The organism is Delftia lacustris, assembly GCF_040267515.1.
Lineage (GTDB): Bacteria > Pseudomonadota > Gammaproteobacteria > Burkholderiales > Burkholderiaceae_C > Comamonas > Comamonas tsuruhatensis.
Genome location: NZ_CP141274.1, coordinates 920,266 through 933,050, shown reverse-complemented (window position 1 = coordinate 933,050; position 12,785 = coordinate 920,266). Strand labels below are relative to the sequence as shown.

General features: G+C 69.5%; 16 protein-coding genes. 10 read left to right on the top strand and 6 right to left on the bottom strand.

The features are described 5' to 3' along the window. Nucleotides 1-3: 3 nt before the first annotated feature. Together prpC and U6958_RS05720 are read right to left on the bottom strand one after the other, a co-directional pair. Complete coding sequence (gene prpC / locus U6958_RS05725) at nt 4-1,173, bottom strand: 2-methylcitrate synthase (RefSeq protein ID WP_016452714.1); 1,170 nt, start codon at nt 1,171-1,173, stop codon at nt 4-6. After that, nucleotides 1,170-1,568, bottom strand: a complete 399-nt coding sequence (locus tag U6958_RS05720; protein ID WP_074922441.1) for an acyl-CoA thioesterase — start codon at nt 1,566-1,568, stop codon at nt 1,170-1,172. Before U6958_RS05720 ends, prpC begins: the two co-directional genes overlap by 4 nt. A 117-nt stretch (nt 1,569-1,685) precedes the next feature. On the opposite strand from U6958_RS05720, the gene U6958_RS05715 reads away from it, so the two are divergent. Beyond that, nucleotides 1,686-3,098 (top strand): short-chain fatty acyl-CoA regulator family protein, encoded by a 1,413-nt coding sequence (locus U6958_RS05715; protein ID WP_074922442.1) that lies wholly within the window; start codon nt 1,686-1,688, stop codon nt 3,096-3,098. Between the two features lie 25 nt (nt 3,099-3,123). Here the strand turns inward: U6958_RS05715 and U6958_RS05710 are convergent, their stop codons facing one another. After that, nucleotides 3,124-4,089, bottom strand: coding sequence for a PA2169 family four-helix-bundle protein (locus tag U6958_RS05710; RefSeq protein ID WP_074922443.1), 966 nt, complete (start codon nt 4,087-4,089; stop codon nt 3,124-3,126). 307 nt (nt 4,090-4,396) lie between these two features. On the opposite strand from U6958_RS05710, the gene U6958_RS05705 reads away from it, so the two are divergent. The 9 genes from U6958_RS05705 (at nt 4,397) to U6958_RS05665 (ending at nt 10,848) form a co-directional block, all read left to right on the top strand. Further along, nucleotides 4,397-4,720, top strand: coding sequence for a hypothetical protein (locus tag U6958_RS05705; RefSeq protein WP_016448411.1), 324 nt, complete (start codon nt 4,397-4,399; stop codon nt 4,718-4,720). Then, nucleotides 4,721-4,936 carry a hypothetical protein gene (locus U6958_RS05700; RefSeq protein WP_244160487.1) on the top strand — a complete coding sequence of 72 codons (216 nt, stop codon included), beginning with the start codon at nt 4,721-4,723 and terminating at the stop codon, nt 4,934-4,936. A 35-nt stretch (nt 4,937-4,971) separates the two neighbouring features. Next, nucleotides 4,972-5,205: a hypothetical protein gene (locus U6958_RS05695; protein WP_016448412.1), complete on the top strand. Its 234-nt coding sequence runs from the start codon at nt 4,972-4,974 to the stop codon at nt 5,203-5,205. Between the two features lie 7 nt (nt 5,206-5,212). Further along, the gene (otsB, locus tag U6958_RS05690) at nt 5,213-6,031 is read left to right on the top strand and encodes a trehalose-phosphatase (protein WP_074922444.1); all 819 of its coding nucleotides are present in this window, start codon (nt 5,213-5,215) and stop codon (nt 6,029-6,031) included. Further along, nucleotides 6,028-7,554: a trehalose-6-phosphate synthase gene (locus tag U6958_RS05685; RefSeq protein WP_074922445.1), complete on the top strand. Its 1,527-nt coding sequence runs from the start codon at nt 6,028-6,030 to the stop codon at nt 7,552-7,554. Before otsB ends, U6958_RS05685 begins: the two co-directional genes overlap by 4 nt. A 111-nt stretch (nt 7,555-7,665) precedes the next feature. Next, entirely contained in the window at nt 7,666-8,742 is a 1,077-nt protein-coding gene (locus U6958_RS05680; RefSeq protein ID WP_074922446.1) for an acyl-CoA dehydrogenase family protein, read from the top strand. After that, entirely contained in the window at nt 8,730-9,488 is a 759-nt protein-coding gene (locus tag U6958_RS05675) for a PIG-L deacetylase family protein (protein WP_074922447.1), read from the top strand. Before U6958_RS05680 ends, U6958_RS05675 begins: the two co-directional genes overlap by 13 nt. Beyond that, nucleotides 9,485-10,093 carry a class I SAM-dependent methyltransferase gene (locus tag U6958_RS05670; RefSeq protein ID WP_017407111.1) on the top strand — a complete coding sequence of 203 codons (609 nt, stop codon included), beginning with the start codon at nt 9,485-9,487 and terminating at the stop codon, nt 10,091-10,093. The genes U6958_RS05675 and U6958_RS05670 overlap by 4 nt, the downstream gene beginning before the upstream one ends. After that, on the top strand, nt 10,090-10,848 hold the full coding sequence (locus U6958_RS05665; RefSeq protein ID WP_074922448.1) for a glycosyltransferase family 2 protein: 759 nt from the start codon (nt 10,090-10,092) through the stop codon (nt 10,846-10,848). The genes U6958_RS05670 and U6958_RS05665 overlap by 4 nt, the downstream gene beginning before the upstream one ends. On the opposite strand, the gene U6958_RS05660 is transcribed toward U6958_RS05665, so the two are convergent. The 3 genes from U6958_RS05660 to U6958_RS05650 form a co-directional block, all read right to left on the bottom strand. After that, the gene (locus tag U6958_RS05660; protein ID WP_017407113.1) at nt 10,818-11,378 is read right to left on the bottom strand and encodes a DinB family protein; all 561 of its coding nucleotides are present in this window, start codon (nt 11,376-11,378) and stop codon (nt 10,818-10,820) included. The genes U6958_RS05665 and U6958_RS05660 overlap by 31 nt on opposite strands. A gap of 22 nt (nt 11,379-11,400) precedes the next feature. Next, complete coding sequence (locus U6958_RS05655; RefSeq protein WP_034363277.1) at nt 11,401-12,258, bottom strand: PhzF family phenazine biosynthesis protein; 858 nt, start codon at nt 12,256-12,258, stop codon at nt 11,401-11,403. A gap of 63 nt (nt 12,259-12,321) precedes the next feature. Continuing rightward, the gene (locus U6958_RS05650; RefSeq protein ID WP_016448421.1) at nt 12,322-12,726 is read right to left on the bottom strand and encodes a VOC family protein; all 405 of its coding nucleotides are present in this window, start codon (nt 12,724-12,726) and stop codon (nt 12,322-12,324) included. Nucleotides 12,727-12,785 lie beyond the last annotated feature (59 nt).

Below are 12,785 nucleotides of genomic sequence, written 5' to 3'. Positions count from 1 at the left end.
GGCTCAGGCGCGCGCATCGAGGGGCACGAACGTCTGGTCATCCGGCCCCGTGTAGTTGGCGCTGGGGCGGATGATCTTGTTGTCCTGGCGCTGCTCGATCACGTGCGCGGCCCAGCCGCTGGTGCGCGCGATCACGAACAGCGGCGTGAACATGGCCGTGGGCACGCCCATCATGTGGTAGCTGACGGCGCTGAACCAGTCCAGGTTGGGGAACATCTTCTTGACCTCCCACATCACCGATTCCAGCCGGTCGGCAATGTCGTACATGCGGGTGGTTCCGGCCTCGTCGGACAGGCGCTTGGCCACGCCCTTGATGACCACGTTGCGCGGGTCGCTGACGGTGTAGACCGGGTGGCCGAAGCCGATCACCACTTCCTTGGCATCGACGCGGCGGCGGATGTCGGCCTCGGCCTCGTCGGGCGTGTCGTAGCGCTTCTGGATCTCGAAGGCCACCTCGTTGGCGCCGCCATGCTTAGGCCCGCGCAGCGCGCCGATGGCGCCCGCGATGGAGGAATACATATCGCTGCCCGTGCCCGCGATCACGCGCGCCGTGAAGGTGGAGGCGTTGAACTCATGCTCTGCATAGAGGTTGAGCGAGGTGTGCATGGCGCGCACCCAGCCTTCGGACGGCCGGTGGCCGTGCAGCAGATGCAGGAAGTGGCCGCCGATGGAGTCGTCGTCGGTCTCCACCTCGATGCGCCGGCCCGAATTGCTCCAGTGGTACCAGTACAGCAGCATGGAGCCCAGGCTGGCCATGAGCCGGTCGGCAATGTCGCGGGCACCCGCCAGGTTGTGGTCGTCCTTTTCCGGCAGCACGCAGCCCAGGGCCGAGACGCCGGTGCGCATCACGTCCATCGGATGGGCGCCGGCAGGCAGCTGCTCCAGCGCCTGCCTGACGCTGGCCGGCAGGCCGCGCAGCGCCTGCAATTTGGTCTTGTAGGCCTGCAGTTCGGGGCGCGTGGGCAGCTTGCCGTGCACCAGCAGATGGGCGATCTCCTCGAACTCGCAGACCTCGGCAATGTCCAGGATGTCGTAGCCGCGATAGTGCAGGTCGTTGCCCGAGCGGCCCACGGTGCACAGCGCGGTGTTGCCGGCGGTCACGCCCGACAGCGCGACGGATTTCTTGGGCTTGAATGCGGACGCAGATGGCGCGTCGATGGTCGTGGTACTCATGGAAGGGTCTCCTGGTTCAGATAGGAATGGGCAATGGCCGCAGGAAGGCCGTTGTGGTCGACAGCCACCATCTCGAACAGGCCCTTGAGCACGTCCTCGCAGGCAATGCCCGGAGCCTGGGCCGACGCGGTGACGCAGACCGTCATGGAGCTGCGCCCCACGCGGCTGACCCAGCCGCGCAGGACGATCTCGTGGCCCACGGGCACGGGCGCCAGGAAGTCCACGCCGGTGACGGCGGCCATCACGACCTCGCGCTGTGCCAGGCTGCGCGCAGCGAGAAAGGCCGCCTTGGCCATGAGCTGCAGGCCCTGGCCCGCGAACAGCGTGCCGTGGTGGTTGGCCAGCGCGGGCAATACCAGTTCATGCAGCTCGGCGGTTCCGGTGGGTGTTGTCATGTTTCGCAATTTACGCAAAATAGCGCCCCTGCCATAGTGCTGAAAAGGCGAATTCTTGCGAAACGAAGTCCGCGAATTTGCAAATTCTGCGAATAACTGCCACCCGAGGAAACAGCCATGAAGAAGACGTTCATGGGCGTCAAGCTGCGCAAACTGCGCGCGGAGCACGGCCTGTCCCAGATCGCCCTGGCCCACGCGCTGGGCCTGTCGCCCAGCTACCTGAACCAGCTGGAGCAGAACCAGCGGCCGCTGACGGTGTCGGTGCTGCTCAAGCTCAACCGCGCGCTGGGCGTCGATATCCAGCAGTTCTCGGAGGACGAGGAAGCGCGCCTGGTCGCCGGCCTGCGCGAGGCCCTTGCCGAGGCGCCCGAATCCATTGCCCTGCCCGAGCTGCAGGAAGTCGCCGCGCAGATGCCCGCCCTGGGACGTGCGGTGATGGCGCTGCACCGCCGCCATCTGGAAGCCCTGGAGCGCATCGAGAGCATGTCGCTCAGGCTGGGCGATGACCGCTCGGACATGCCGGTGGCGCGCACCATGCCGTTCGAGGCCGTGCGCGATTTCTTCTTTGCGCACCAGAACTACTTCGATGAAGTGGACCGCGCGGCCCAGGCCCTGGCCGGCGAGGCGCTTGCGGACCCGGGCCATCTGGCGGACTGGCTGGTCCGGCGGCTGCAGCAGCGCCACGGCGTGCAGGTGCATCGCCTGGAAGACTCCCGGCAAAGCCAGCGCCGGTTCGACCCGGCCACGCGCTCGCTGTGGCTGTCCTCGGCGCTGGAGCCTGCGCAACAGGCCTTCCAGCTGGGCACGCAGCTGGCCTTGCTGGAGATGGGCGACACGCTGGACCGGCTGATCGCCACCGCCGCCTTCCAGGGCGACCCGGCCTCAAGCAAGCTCGCCCGCGTGGGCCTGGCCAACTACTTTGCGGGCGCGCTGCTGCTGCCCTACGACCTGTTCCTGGAATCGGCCGAGCAGCTGCGCTATGACATCGACCTGCTGGGCCAGCGCTTTGGCGTGGGCTTTGAAACCGTCTGCCACCGGCTGAGCACGCTGCAGCGGCCCGGCGCGCCCGGCGTGCCCTTCTTCTTTGTGCGCGTGGACCGCGCGGGCAATATCTCCAAGCGCCAGTCGGCCACGCATTTCCACTTCAGCCGCACCGGCGGCACCTGCCCGCTGTGGACGGTGTACGAGGCCTTCGGCCAGCCCGACCAGGTGCTGCGCCAGCTCGCCAGCATGCCCGACGGGCGGCGCTACCTGTGGATTGCACGCTCGGTCTCGCACGGTCAGCGCGGCTATGGTTCGCCGCGCAAGACCTTCTCCATCGGCCTGGGCTGCGACATACGCCATGCCGCGCGCCTGGTCTATGCCAAGGGGCTGGACCTGGGCGATCCGGAATCGGCCACGCCCATCGGCATGGGCTGCAAGGTCTGCGAGCGTGACCAGTGCACGCAGCGCGCCTTTCCCTATGTGGGAAAGGCGCTGCATGTGGATGAGAACGCCAGCCGCTTTGCGCCGTACGGCGTAGGCGGCTAGCAACCCCCAGGCATGCTGTGCCGGGTCAGGAGGCCGCGCGCATGCGGTCGCGCAGATCGCGCACTTCGTCGTGGTTGCGCTGCGCGCCCTGGGCCTGGCGCTCCACCATCACGCGGATGGCCGGAGGCAGCGGCTGCTTGAGCGCCTTGCGGTACTGGGCCACGGCGGAATCCTCGCCGCGCTCGCACTCCTCCAGCACGGCCTTGTCGTCCTGCGAGGTCAGCGCCGTCTTCACCGACACCCAGCCCCGGTGCAGCGCGCCGGCCACCGTGCCGCCCGATGCGGGCTCGCGGCCCAGCTTGCGGATCTCGGCCTCCAGCTCCAGCGCGGCGGCGCCGCACTCGGCGCTATGGCGCAGGAACAGGGTCTTGAGGTCCGGCGAGTCGGCGTTCTCGGCCGAGGTGCGAAAGCCGTACTCGCCATCGCGGCAGGATTCGAGCAGGTCGTTGAGCACGTCGGCCACATCGTCGTTGTCGATGTCGCCGGTGTAGGCCGGTGCCACGATGGTCCCCGTTTCATCACGGACATCGCGAACGCCTGCGCGCTCCCAGGCTGCGCGCGCTGCGGGCCGGGCCTGGTCCCAGTCCAGATGGCTGGCGCCACGGCGCGTGGTCCATTCGCGCTCCCATTCGGCGTCGAAGGCATCGAAATCGGCATCGCGGCGCGTGGCGGCCGCGTTCCAGCCCAGCTCGTAGGCGGGGCGGTATTCCTCGTAGCTGCGGCCTGCCACGTAGTAGGGCTCGTTCTGGTAGGCGTCGCGCCAGTAGGCGTCCTCGACCGTGGGATTGACGGCTTCGGCCGCGCCCTTGCCGGCCAGCCCGCCGACCACGGCACCGGCCACACCGCCCACGGCAGCACCGATGGGGCCGCCCATTGCGCCGAATGCAGCGCCGGTCACGGCACCGCCTGCAGCGCCTATGCCGGTGCCCACGGGATGTGCGCCGGGCGCGTCGGACAGCGGGTCACGGTTTGCGGGATTCGATTGCGTCATGGAATGTGCTCCTTGGCAGTTGAAAGTGATGTCTATCGTGATCGCCTTGGCGCGCCGCCGGCGTGCGCGCTTGCGGCCATGTGCCGTAGGAACGCGGCGACCGGGCCTTGCGGACATCGCGCCAGTGGCCTGTGGCCATTTTTCGCACCCCGGCACAGGGCAATCGGCGTGCCTGAGAACGGCGTTCTTGCGCGAGGCATCTTTTCGTTCCTGCGCTTTCGGCGTGGTCCCACGGCGGCTGCGAAAGGGCCAAGAGACCATGGCCCAAGCGCCGCCTGCGCAGGCCCGCGAATGAAAGGAAGACGCCATGAAAGACAAGACCCCATCCGCATCCAAGTCCTCTGCACCCACACAGGCGAAGCCGTCGGGCGATGGCCAGACCAAGCTGCCCGGACAGGTCGGCAAGGCGCCCCATGCGCCCGGTGAATCCGATGCATCCGACGCATCCGAACAGGGCCTGCGCCTTCCGCACGAGCGCGACCAGAGCCTGGACGCTACCAGCGATGCGCCCGATCCGGTGATGCGCCAGGCCCATGACGACCTCGCCTCCGGCCAGGTCGATACCGACATGCGCCAGACGCCGGGCCTGGATGCCGAACGGCGCAAGAAGATGGTGCGCAAGCAGCCTTGATTGCACCTGAAGCTTGCACCTGAAGCGCAACGAGCTGCTGGCAGCCAACAAGATCGCCAGCAACCGCATGACCGGCATCGAAGGGCTCTGGACGGGGAGCAGTTGCAGCAAGGGGCGGCCTTCCACGTCAATCTGGCCGCCCGCGCGCACGAAAGCGGAGCCTGCAAGGAATGCCACTCCATCGACGAAGACGACCCGGCACGGCCCGGCAACTGAGGTGCCCGCGCTTCACTTCATACAGGAGCAACCCCATGCCCGACATTCCCGACTGGCTCCAGTGGCCTGCCTTTCTGGCCTCCATCGCCGGCGCCTGGTGTGTGGGCTCGCGTTCTGCGCAAAGGCGCAACCTGGGCTTCTGGGTCCTGATGCTCAGCAATGCGCTGTGGGCGCTGTGGGGCTGGTCCACGGCGGCCTGGGCGCTGGTGAGCCTGCAGTTCTGCCTGGCCATCACCAACATCCGCGGCTCCATCAAGGCCGAGCGGTGAGCAGGCCATGGCAGCAGACGCTTTCCTGATGTCGATCCACGAAACCGGCAACCCATACCCTGGCGCCTCCATGGAAACACCCCCATTCCCCACCTGCAGATCCGCCCTGTTCCTCGACTTCGACGGCACGCTCGTGCCGCTGGCCGAGACCCCGGACGCCATTGCGCCAGACCCCGGCCTGATCCCCATGCTGACCAGGCTGCAGGGTCTGTTGGGCGGTGCGCTGGCCATCGTCACGGGTCGGCAGGTCGAGATGCTGGACCGCTTTCTGGCGCCGCTGCATCTGCCCGCCGCCTGCGAGCACGGCCTGCAGCGGCGGGATGCCGCAGGCCGCCTGCACATGCAGGCATCGGCCATGCCAGAGACCGTGCTGCAGATGTGCAATGCCTTGGCGGCCGATCATCCGCGCCTGCTGGTGGAGCGCAAGCGCTCCTCGGTCGCACTGCACTACCGGCGTGCGCCAGAGCTGGCGGCGCTGTGCCTGGACATGTTGGTCCGCGCACTGCGGCACCAGCCCGGTCTGGAGCTGCTGCACGGCAAATGCGTGCTGGAGGTCAGGCCCGCAGGCGTGGACAAGGGCCACGCCATTGCGGCCTTCCTGCGCGAAGCGCCGTTCGCCGGCCGCACCCCGGTTTTTGCCGGTGACGATGTCACGGACGAGAGCGGCTTTGCCGTGGTGCAGGCACACGGCGGCATGGCGATCAAGGTGGGCGAAGGCGCAAGCAGGGCCCGCCACCGGCTGGGCAGCCCGCAGGCCGCGCATGCCTGGCTGAAGTCCGCATGCATGCACCTGGCTGCGCAGCCCTGCGCGGAGGTGCTGCCATGAGCCGGCTGGTGGTGATCTCCAACCGCGTGGCCGATCCGCGCAGGGCCGCGGCCGGGGGCCTTGCCGTGGCCATGGGCGATGCGCTGCGGCAGACGGGCGGCCTGTGGTTCGGCTGGAGCGGGGCCGTCACCGACGACGGTGCCCAGGCCGCGCCGGCCGGCCATGTGCACCGCACCCAGGCAGGCAACGTCACGCTGGCCACGGTGGACCTGGACCGCGCGGACCATGACAGCTACTACGCGGGCTACAGCAACGGCGTGCTGTGGCCCGTCTTTCACGGACGGCTGGACCTGGCGAGCTTCGACACGGGCCATGCGGCCGGCTACCGCCGCGTGAACCAGCTGCTTGCGCGCAGGCTGCTGCCCCTGCTGGCGCAGGACGACATCCTCTGGGTGCATGACTACCACCTGATCCCGCTGGCGGCCGAGCTGCGCGCCCTGGGCTGCCGCCAGCGCATCGGCTTTTTCCTGCACATCCCATTGCCCCCGCCGACCCTGCTGGCGGCCATTCCCGAGCATGCATGGCTGATGCGCTGCCTGTTTGCCTACGACCTTGTGGGCCTGCAGACCCGCCAGGACGTGCAGCATTTCGAGCGCTATGTCTGCGACGAGGCCGGGGGCCAGTCGCTGGGCGATGGCGCCTTGCGTGCCCATGGGCAGCGCCTGGTCTGCCGCGCCTTCCCCATAGGCATCGATGTGGATGGTTTCATGGCGCTTGCACAGGGCGGCGCCTCGCGGGACATGTACGAGCGCATGAAGCACGAGTACGCACAGCGTCGCCTGCTGCTGGGCATAGACCGGCTGGACTACTCCAAGGGCCTGCCGCAGCGCCTGCGTGCCTTTCGGGAGCTGCTGGCCCGCCATCCCGAGCAGCGCCGGCGCGCCACGCTGATCCAGATCGGCTCGCCCACGCGCGAGGGCCTGGACGCGTATGCCGACATACGGCGGGAGCTTGAATCGCTGTGCGGCGCCGTCAACGGCGACTACGGCGAGCTGGACTGGATGCCCGTGCGCTACATCCACCAGACCCTGCCGCGCGATGGCATTCCGGGCCTGTGCCGCGCGGCGGCCGTGGGCCTGGTCACGCCGCTGCGCGACGGCATGAACCTCGTGGCCAAGGAATATGTGGCGGCCCAGGACCCGGCCGACCCGGGCGTGCTGGTGCTGTCGCGGTTTGCCGGCGCGGCCGAGCAGCTGCAGGAGGCGCTGCTGGTCAATCCCTACGACGTGCACGGCACGGCCGCCGTGGTGCAGCAGGCCCTGCAGATGCCCCTGCAGGAAAGGCGCCAGCGGCACCAGCGGCTGCTGCAGCGCATCGCCGAGCAGGACGTGCACTGGTGGCGCAAGGCCTTTCTGTCTGCCTTGAAAGAGGCCAGGCCGCTGGAGCACAGGGAAAGGGAAGCCTTCGGCATCCCCGTTCCCTCGATCAGGCAGGAGCAGGCACCGCTGCGCCTGGAGCTGGCCGCCTGCCCTGCCGACGGCGTGGAACGGGACGCCTGCCGGTCGGTGGTCTCCGACAGGTAATGCCTTCCTGCTCCTGCGGCGCCGCGTTCATCCTCCCGGCACCATGGCATCGCCCGGCCCCACCCCCATTTCCCGGGCTGCGCACGACACACAAAAGGAAGGCAAGCGGCGATGGCCCAGCACGACAACGAGCACGCCCATGCGTGGACATGCAGCGACACGCTGGCGCAGGCCTTGCGCGGCCACACGGACCTGTCGCCAGCGGACCAGTTGGCCCTGCTGGTGGCGCAGGGCGCCGACCGCCTGCCGCTGCCGGGCCATGGCCACACGCTGCAGCGCTGGCGCGCACTGGCCGAGGTGGCCGCCCACAGCCTGAGCCTGGCCAAGCTCTATGAAGGCCATACCGATGCCCTGGCCATCCTGTCCGAGCTGCAGGCCGACCTGGCCACCGAAGGCCTGCGCTGGGCCGTCTGGTGCGCCGAGCCGCCGGGCGAGCGCGTGCAGGCCACGCCCACGGCCCCCCATGCTGCGGCACATGCCGGCATGGCCGTGCAGCTGTCCGGCCACAAGCCCTGGTGTTCGGGCGCGCGCGCGGTGGACCGTGCCCTGGTCAGCGGCTGGCTGGCCGACGGCCGGCGCTGCCTGATCGCCGTCACCATGGACCAGCCCGGCATCCGCAGGGACGACAGCCACTGGCAGGCCGTGGGCATGGCCGCCAGCGCCAGCGCCGACGTGCACTTCGACGGCGCCACCGGCGTGCTGGTCGGTGAACCGGGCCAGTACCTGGGCCGCCCCGGCTTTCACCATGGCGGCGCGGGCGTTGCTGCCTGCTGGCATGGCGCGGCAGCGCGCATCGCCAGCCATCTGCAGCAGGCCGTCGGTCAAGGCGAGGACCCGCACCGCCAGGCCCACCTGGGCGCGCTGGACGTGGCCCTGGCCGGCGCGGCCGGCCTGCTGCGCGACGCTGCAGCCCGCATCGATGCCACGCCCTCGGACCCCTGCCTGCTGGCCGTGAACCGCGCCCGCCTGGCTGTGGAAGCCGCCGCCGAAGAGGTGCTGCGGCGCGTGCCGCGCGCCATCGGACCGGGCCCGCTGTGCAAGAACAGGGGCCTGGCGCAGCTGATGGCCGACCTGCCCGTCTTCATCCGCCAAAGCCATGCCGAGCGCGACCAGGCCGCGCTGGGCCGCCTGCTGGCCGACAAGGCACAGGCCTCGCAGGCACCGGGAGGCGCGGCATGGATGCTGTGAAGCCGCGCCTCATCGAGGGCCGGGGCACGCCGGAATCGCGCTGGCAGGCCTGGTTTGCGCAGCGCCGGCCAGCGCAGGTATCCATGGACGATCTGCTGGACGGCCGGCGCCGCGCCGTCATCGTCGCGCCGCACCCCGATGACGAGATCCTGGGCTGCGCCGGCCTGCTGCGCCGCTGTGCCGAGCGGGGCATGCCCTGCCTCATCGTCTCCGTGACCGATGGCGGAGCCAGCCACCCCGACTCGACGCTGTGGCCGCCGCAGCGTCTGGTGCGCGAGCGCGTGCAGGAGAGCACCCAGGCCCTGGCCCTGCTTGCGCCGCAGGCGCAGGTGCTGCGGCTGGGCCTGCCCGACGGCCATATCGCCGAGCATGCAGCGCAGTTGCTGCAACGGCTGGAGCCGTTGCTGCAGCCCTCGGATGCGCTGCTGTGCACCTGGCGCGAAGACGGGCACCCGGACCACGAGGCCACGGGCCAGGCCTGCGCCACGGCAGCCCGGCACGCGGGCTGCCGGCTCTTCGAGCTGCCGATCTGGGCCTGGCACTGGGCCGAGCCCGGCGACGCGCGCGTGCCCTGGCACCGTGCCGCCGCCATTGCGCTGGCGCCGCAGGAGCTGGCGCTCAAGCGCCAGGCCCTGTCGTGCTTTCGCAGCCAGCTGCTGCCGGACCCGTCCACGGGCCGCGACGCCATCCTGCCGTCCTGGGCCACGCAGCGCCTGCTGCGTCCGTTTGAAGTGGTGTTTCTATGAACGGCGCCCGGCAGCACTTCGAGCAGATGTACCAGGCCGACCCCGACCCCTGGCAGGTCGCATCACGCTGGTACGAACGGCGCAAGCGCGACCTGCTGCTGGCCGCCCTGCCGCGCGAGCGCTATGCCCACGGCTTCGAGCCCGGCTGCGGCAATGGCGAGGCCACGCAGCGCCTGCTGCAGCGCTGCGACCGGCTGTGCGCCGTCGATTTCTCGGACAGGGCCGTGGATCTGTGCCGGCAGCGGATTGCGCCGCAGGACCGCGCCCGCCTGGACCTGCAGGCCCTGCCCCTGCCCTGGCAATGGCCACAGGTGCCCCAGGTGCCGCAGCAAGGCTTCGATCTCATCGTGGTCTCGGAGCTTGCCTACTACTTCGACGACGCGGCACTGGCGCATTTCAACCGCCAGTGCCTGGCCTCGCTGCAGGGCGGCGGCCACTGGCTCATGTGCCACTGGCGGCATGGGGCGCACGATCACCTGCAGAGCACCCGCGCCCTGCATGACAGCGTGTCGGCCCATGCGCAGCTGCACTTGCTGCTGAGCCACAGCGAACCGGATTTCCAGCTGGACATCTGGCAGAAAACCCCTGAAAGGACGGACAGATGATCGGCGTGTGCATCCCAGCCCATGACGAGGAAGACTTCATAGGCCGCTGCCTGGACAGCGTGTTTTGCGCGGCCGCCCATGCCGACCTGCAAGGCGAGACCGTGGCCGTCGTGGTGGTGCTGGACAGCTGCCAGGACGCCACCGAATCGGCCGTGCGCCGCTGGCCCGCCATCCCGTTGTCCATTGCCGCGCGCAACGTGGGCAAGGCGCGGGCCCTGGGGTCGGAGTACCTGCTGCTGCTGGGCGCCCGCTGGCTGGCCTTCACGGACGCCGACACCACAGTCTCGCCGAGCTGGCTGGCCGACCAGCTGGCGCTTCAGTCCGACGTGGTCTGCGGCACGGTGCAGGTGGCCGACTGGTCGGCCCACGGCGTCCAGGCGGACACGGCGCGGCGGCACTTCGAGACCACCTACACGGACCGCGACGGCCACCGCCACGTGCATGGTGCCAACCTGGGCATCTCGGCCTGGCACTACCGCCAGGCCGGCGGGTTCGACGCACGCACCTGCGGCGAGGACCAGGACCTGGTGGACCGCCTGGCGGCCGGCGGCGCCCGCATCGCCTGGTCGGCCCGGCCCCGGGTGATGACCAGCGGCCGCGCCTACTCGCGCGTGGCCGACGGCTTTGCCGGTGCGCTGCGCCAGGGATGGGCCCTGCCCGGCGACGCGCCGCCTGCGCTGCCCGTGCGCCAGGGCGCCCTGGCGCAGCAGGCCCTGGCCCTGCCTCAACCGCAGGCCGGCTCGTCCACGCGGTAGCAGTCCCTGAGGAACACCGGCAGGTCGTTGGCCGGCGGCACGAAGGGCACCTGGTACATCATGTCGCTGACAAAGCCACGGTGGTAGCTGCCGTGGTTCACCACGTGCAGCACGATCTGCTCGCGCGTCATGGCACCCTGCCCGCCGCCCACGAACTCGAAGTGCACGACCTTCGCCAGTTCCTCGTCCGGGCATGCGTCGACGAACTCCACATACCAGCGGTCCATTGCCTGCACGGATTCCCACAGCGCCTGCAGCGTGGGCGTGTGGTCGGTGTTGCGCATGGTGTAGCCATGTTTGCGGCCCTGCAGGTGGTGCCTGAAGATGTCCTCCACCACAAGGACGTGGTTCAGCGTGCGCACCATGTTGCCGAAGCTCGTGGGGCGCTGCTTCAAGGCCTCGCCTTCGGGCAGCTCCATCACGCTCTTGAAGGTCAGGCCGTTGGCCCAGGCCTTGTAGCGCACCAGCATTTTCAGGTTGGCCCTGGCCGATGAGACGGGAGCGCGCAGGCTCTCCTGGATCGCTGTCATTCGTGGGTTCCTTCGGTGTGGATCAAAGGCCGCTCAGTGCGCCTTCGACATGGGTGCGCGCCGTGCCGCCCACCCAGACCTGGCCCGTGCCGTCACGGGTCAGGAAGATGCGGCCGTCACGGCCCAGGCAGCGGCCCTGGGCGGCAACGTAGTCGCTGTCCATCACCCCCGTCGCAAACAGCCACTGCGCCAGCGAGGCGTTGAGGCTGCCGGTGACGGGGTCTTCGACGATGGCGCCCTGGTGATCGGAGAAAAAGGCGCGCACCTCGCAGGCGGCAGGGCTGGCACCGCCGACACCCCTGGCATAGGGCCCCACCACGCCCACGTCCATGCGCGTGGGCCACTGCCGGGCCGGGTTCAGCGCCAGCACCTGCTCGGCCGAGGCCAGGCGGATGCCCAGCCAGCCGGGGCCGTTGTCTATCCACGAGGCGGCCTGCACCTCTTCGGCGGTGATGCCCAGCATGCGCAGCGCGGCATCCAGCTCGTCGGCGGTGGGCGCGCCAAAGCGCAGCATGGGCGGCGCGGCGAATGCCAGCCGCCCATGCTCCTGCCGTATCTGCACCAGGCCCGCCCCGCACTCCTGGACGATGTGGCCTGCGTTCCTGGGCGCACCGCGCTGGGACAGCCAGGCATGGCAGCTGCCCAGCGTGGGATGGCCGGCAAAAGGCATCTCCCGGTCCAGCGTGAAAATCCTCACGCGGTAGTCGGCCTGCGCCTGCGTGGGCGGAAGCAGGAACGCGGTTTCGGAGAGGTTGAACCAGCGTGTCAGCTGCTGCATCTGTGCGGTGGTCAGCGCCTGCCCACCGGTGATCACGGCCAGCGGATTGCCGGACAGCGGGCCGCTGGCGAAAACGTCGACCATATGAACGGCAATGCTCATGAAGACAGTCCTTGTTGCATGGGAAGGAAAAGAAGGGGAAACGGGCGGCGGTCCCGATCTGCGCTACGGCCGCACATCGGCGCGATGCACCACATGGACCTTGTTGCCGTCGGGATCGCGCAGGTAGGCACCGTAGTAGCCATCGCCGTAATGCGGTCGCGGGCCGGGCGGGCCTTCGTCGCTGCCGCCCCGGGCCAGCCCGGCGGCATGGGCCGCATCCACCGCCTCGGGCGATGGCGCCAGAAAGGCCGCCATGCTGCCGTTGCCCGCCGTGGCCGGCTCGCCGTTGAAGGGGCTGTAGACATAAAAGCGCGGCAAGGAAGCCTGCGGCGCCACCCAGCACAGCGCGGCCGGCCCGCCATCGGGCTGGACGGCGCGGCGCTGCAGTCCCAGCGGGGAAAGCACCGCGTCATAGAAGCGGCCGGCCCGCTCGAGATCACGGGCGCCGACGGTGATGTGGCTGAACATGGGGTGAACGTTACACTATCGAGAAATGAAATAGTGTCACGGCACACTCTTTTTTTCCT

Coding starts and splice junctions, on each gene's coding strand:
- U6958_RS05705 (WP_016448411.1), top strand. CDS start 4,397: ATGAAAGACAAGACCCCATCCGCATCCAAGTCCTCTGCACCCACACAG.
- U6958_RS05720 (WP_074922441.1), bottom strand. CDS start 1,568: ATGACAACACCCACCGGAACCGCCGAGCTGCATGAACTGGTATTGCCC.
- U6958_RS05655 (WP_034363277.1), bottom strand. CDS start 12,258: ATGAGCATTGCCGTTCATATGGTCGACGTTTTCGCCAGCGGCCCGCTG.
- U6958_RS05665 (WP_074922448.1), top strand. CDS start 10,090: ATGATCGGCGTGTGCATCCCAGCCCATGACGAGGAAGACTTCATAGGC.
- U6958_RS05650 (WP_016448421.1), bottom strand. CDS start 12,726: ATGTTCAGCCACATCACCGTCGGCGCCCGTGATCTCGAGCGGGCCGGC.
- U6958_RS05695 (WP_016448412.1), top strand. CDS start 4,972: ATGCCCGACATTCCCGACTGGCTCCAGTGGCCTGCCTTTCTGGCCTCC.
- U6958_RS05680 (WP_074922446.1), top strand. CDS start 7,666: ATGGCCCAGCACGACAACGAGCACGCCCATGCGTGGACATGCAGCGAC.
- U6958_RS05710 (WP_074922443.1), bottom strand. CDS start 4,089: ATGACGCAATCGAATCCCGCAAACCGTGACCCGCTGTCCGACGCGCCC.
- U6958_RS05685 (WP_074922445.1), top strand. CDS start 6,028: ATGAGCCGGCTGGTGGTGATCTCCAACCGCGTGGCCGATCCGCGCAGG.
- U6958_RS05660 (WP_017407113.1), bottom strand. CDS start 11,378: ATGACAGCGATCCAGGAGAGCCTGCGCGCTCCCGTCTCATCGGCCAGG.
- U6958_RS05670 (WP_017407111.1), top strand. CDS start 9,485: ATGAACGGCGCCCGGCAGCACTTCGAGCAGATGTACCAGGCCGACCCC.
- U6958_RS05715 (WP_074922442.1), top strand. CDS start 1,686: ATGAAGAAGACGTTCATGGGCGTCAAGCTGCGCAAACTGCGCGCGGAG.
- prpC (WP_016452714.1), bottom strand. CDS start 1,173: ATGAGTACCACGACCATCGACGCGCCATCTGCGTCCGCATTCAAGCCC.
- otsB (WP_074922444.1), top strand. CDS start 5,213: ATGGCAGCAGACGCTTTCCTGATGTCGATCCACGAAACCGGCAACCCA.
- U6958_RS05675 (WP_074922447.1), top strand. CDS start 8,730: ATGGATGCTGTGAAGCCGCGCCTCATCGAGGGCCGGGGCACGCCGGAA.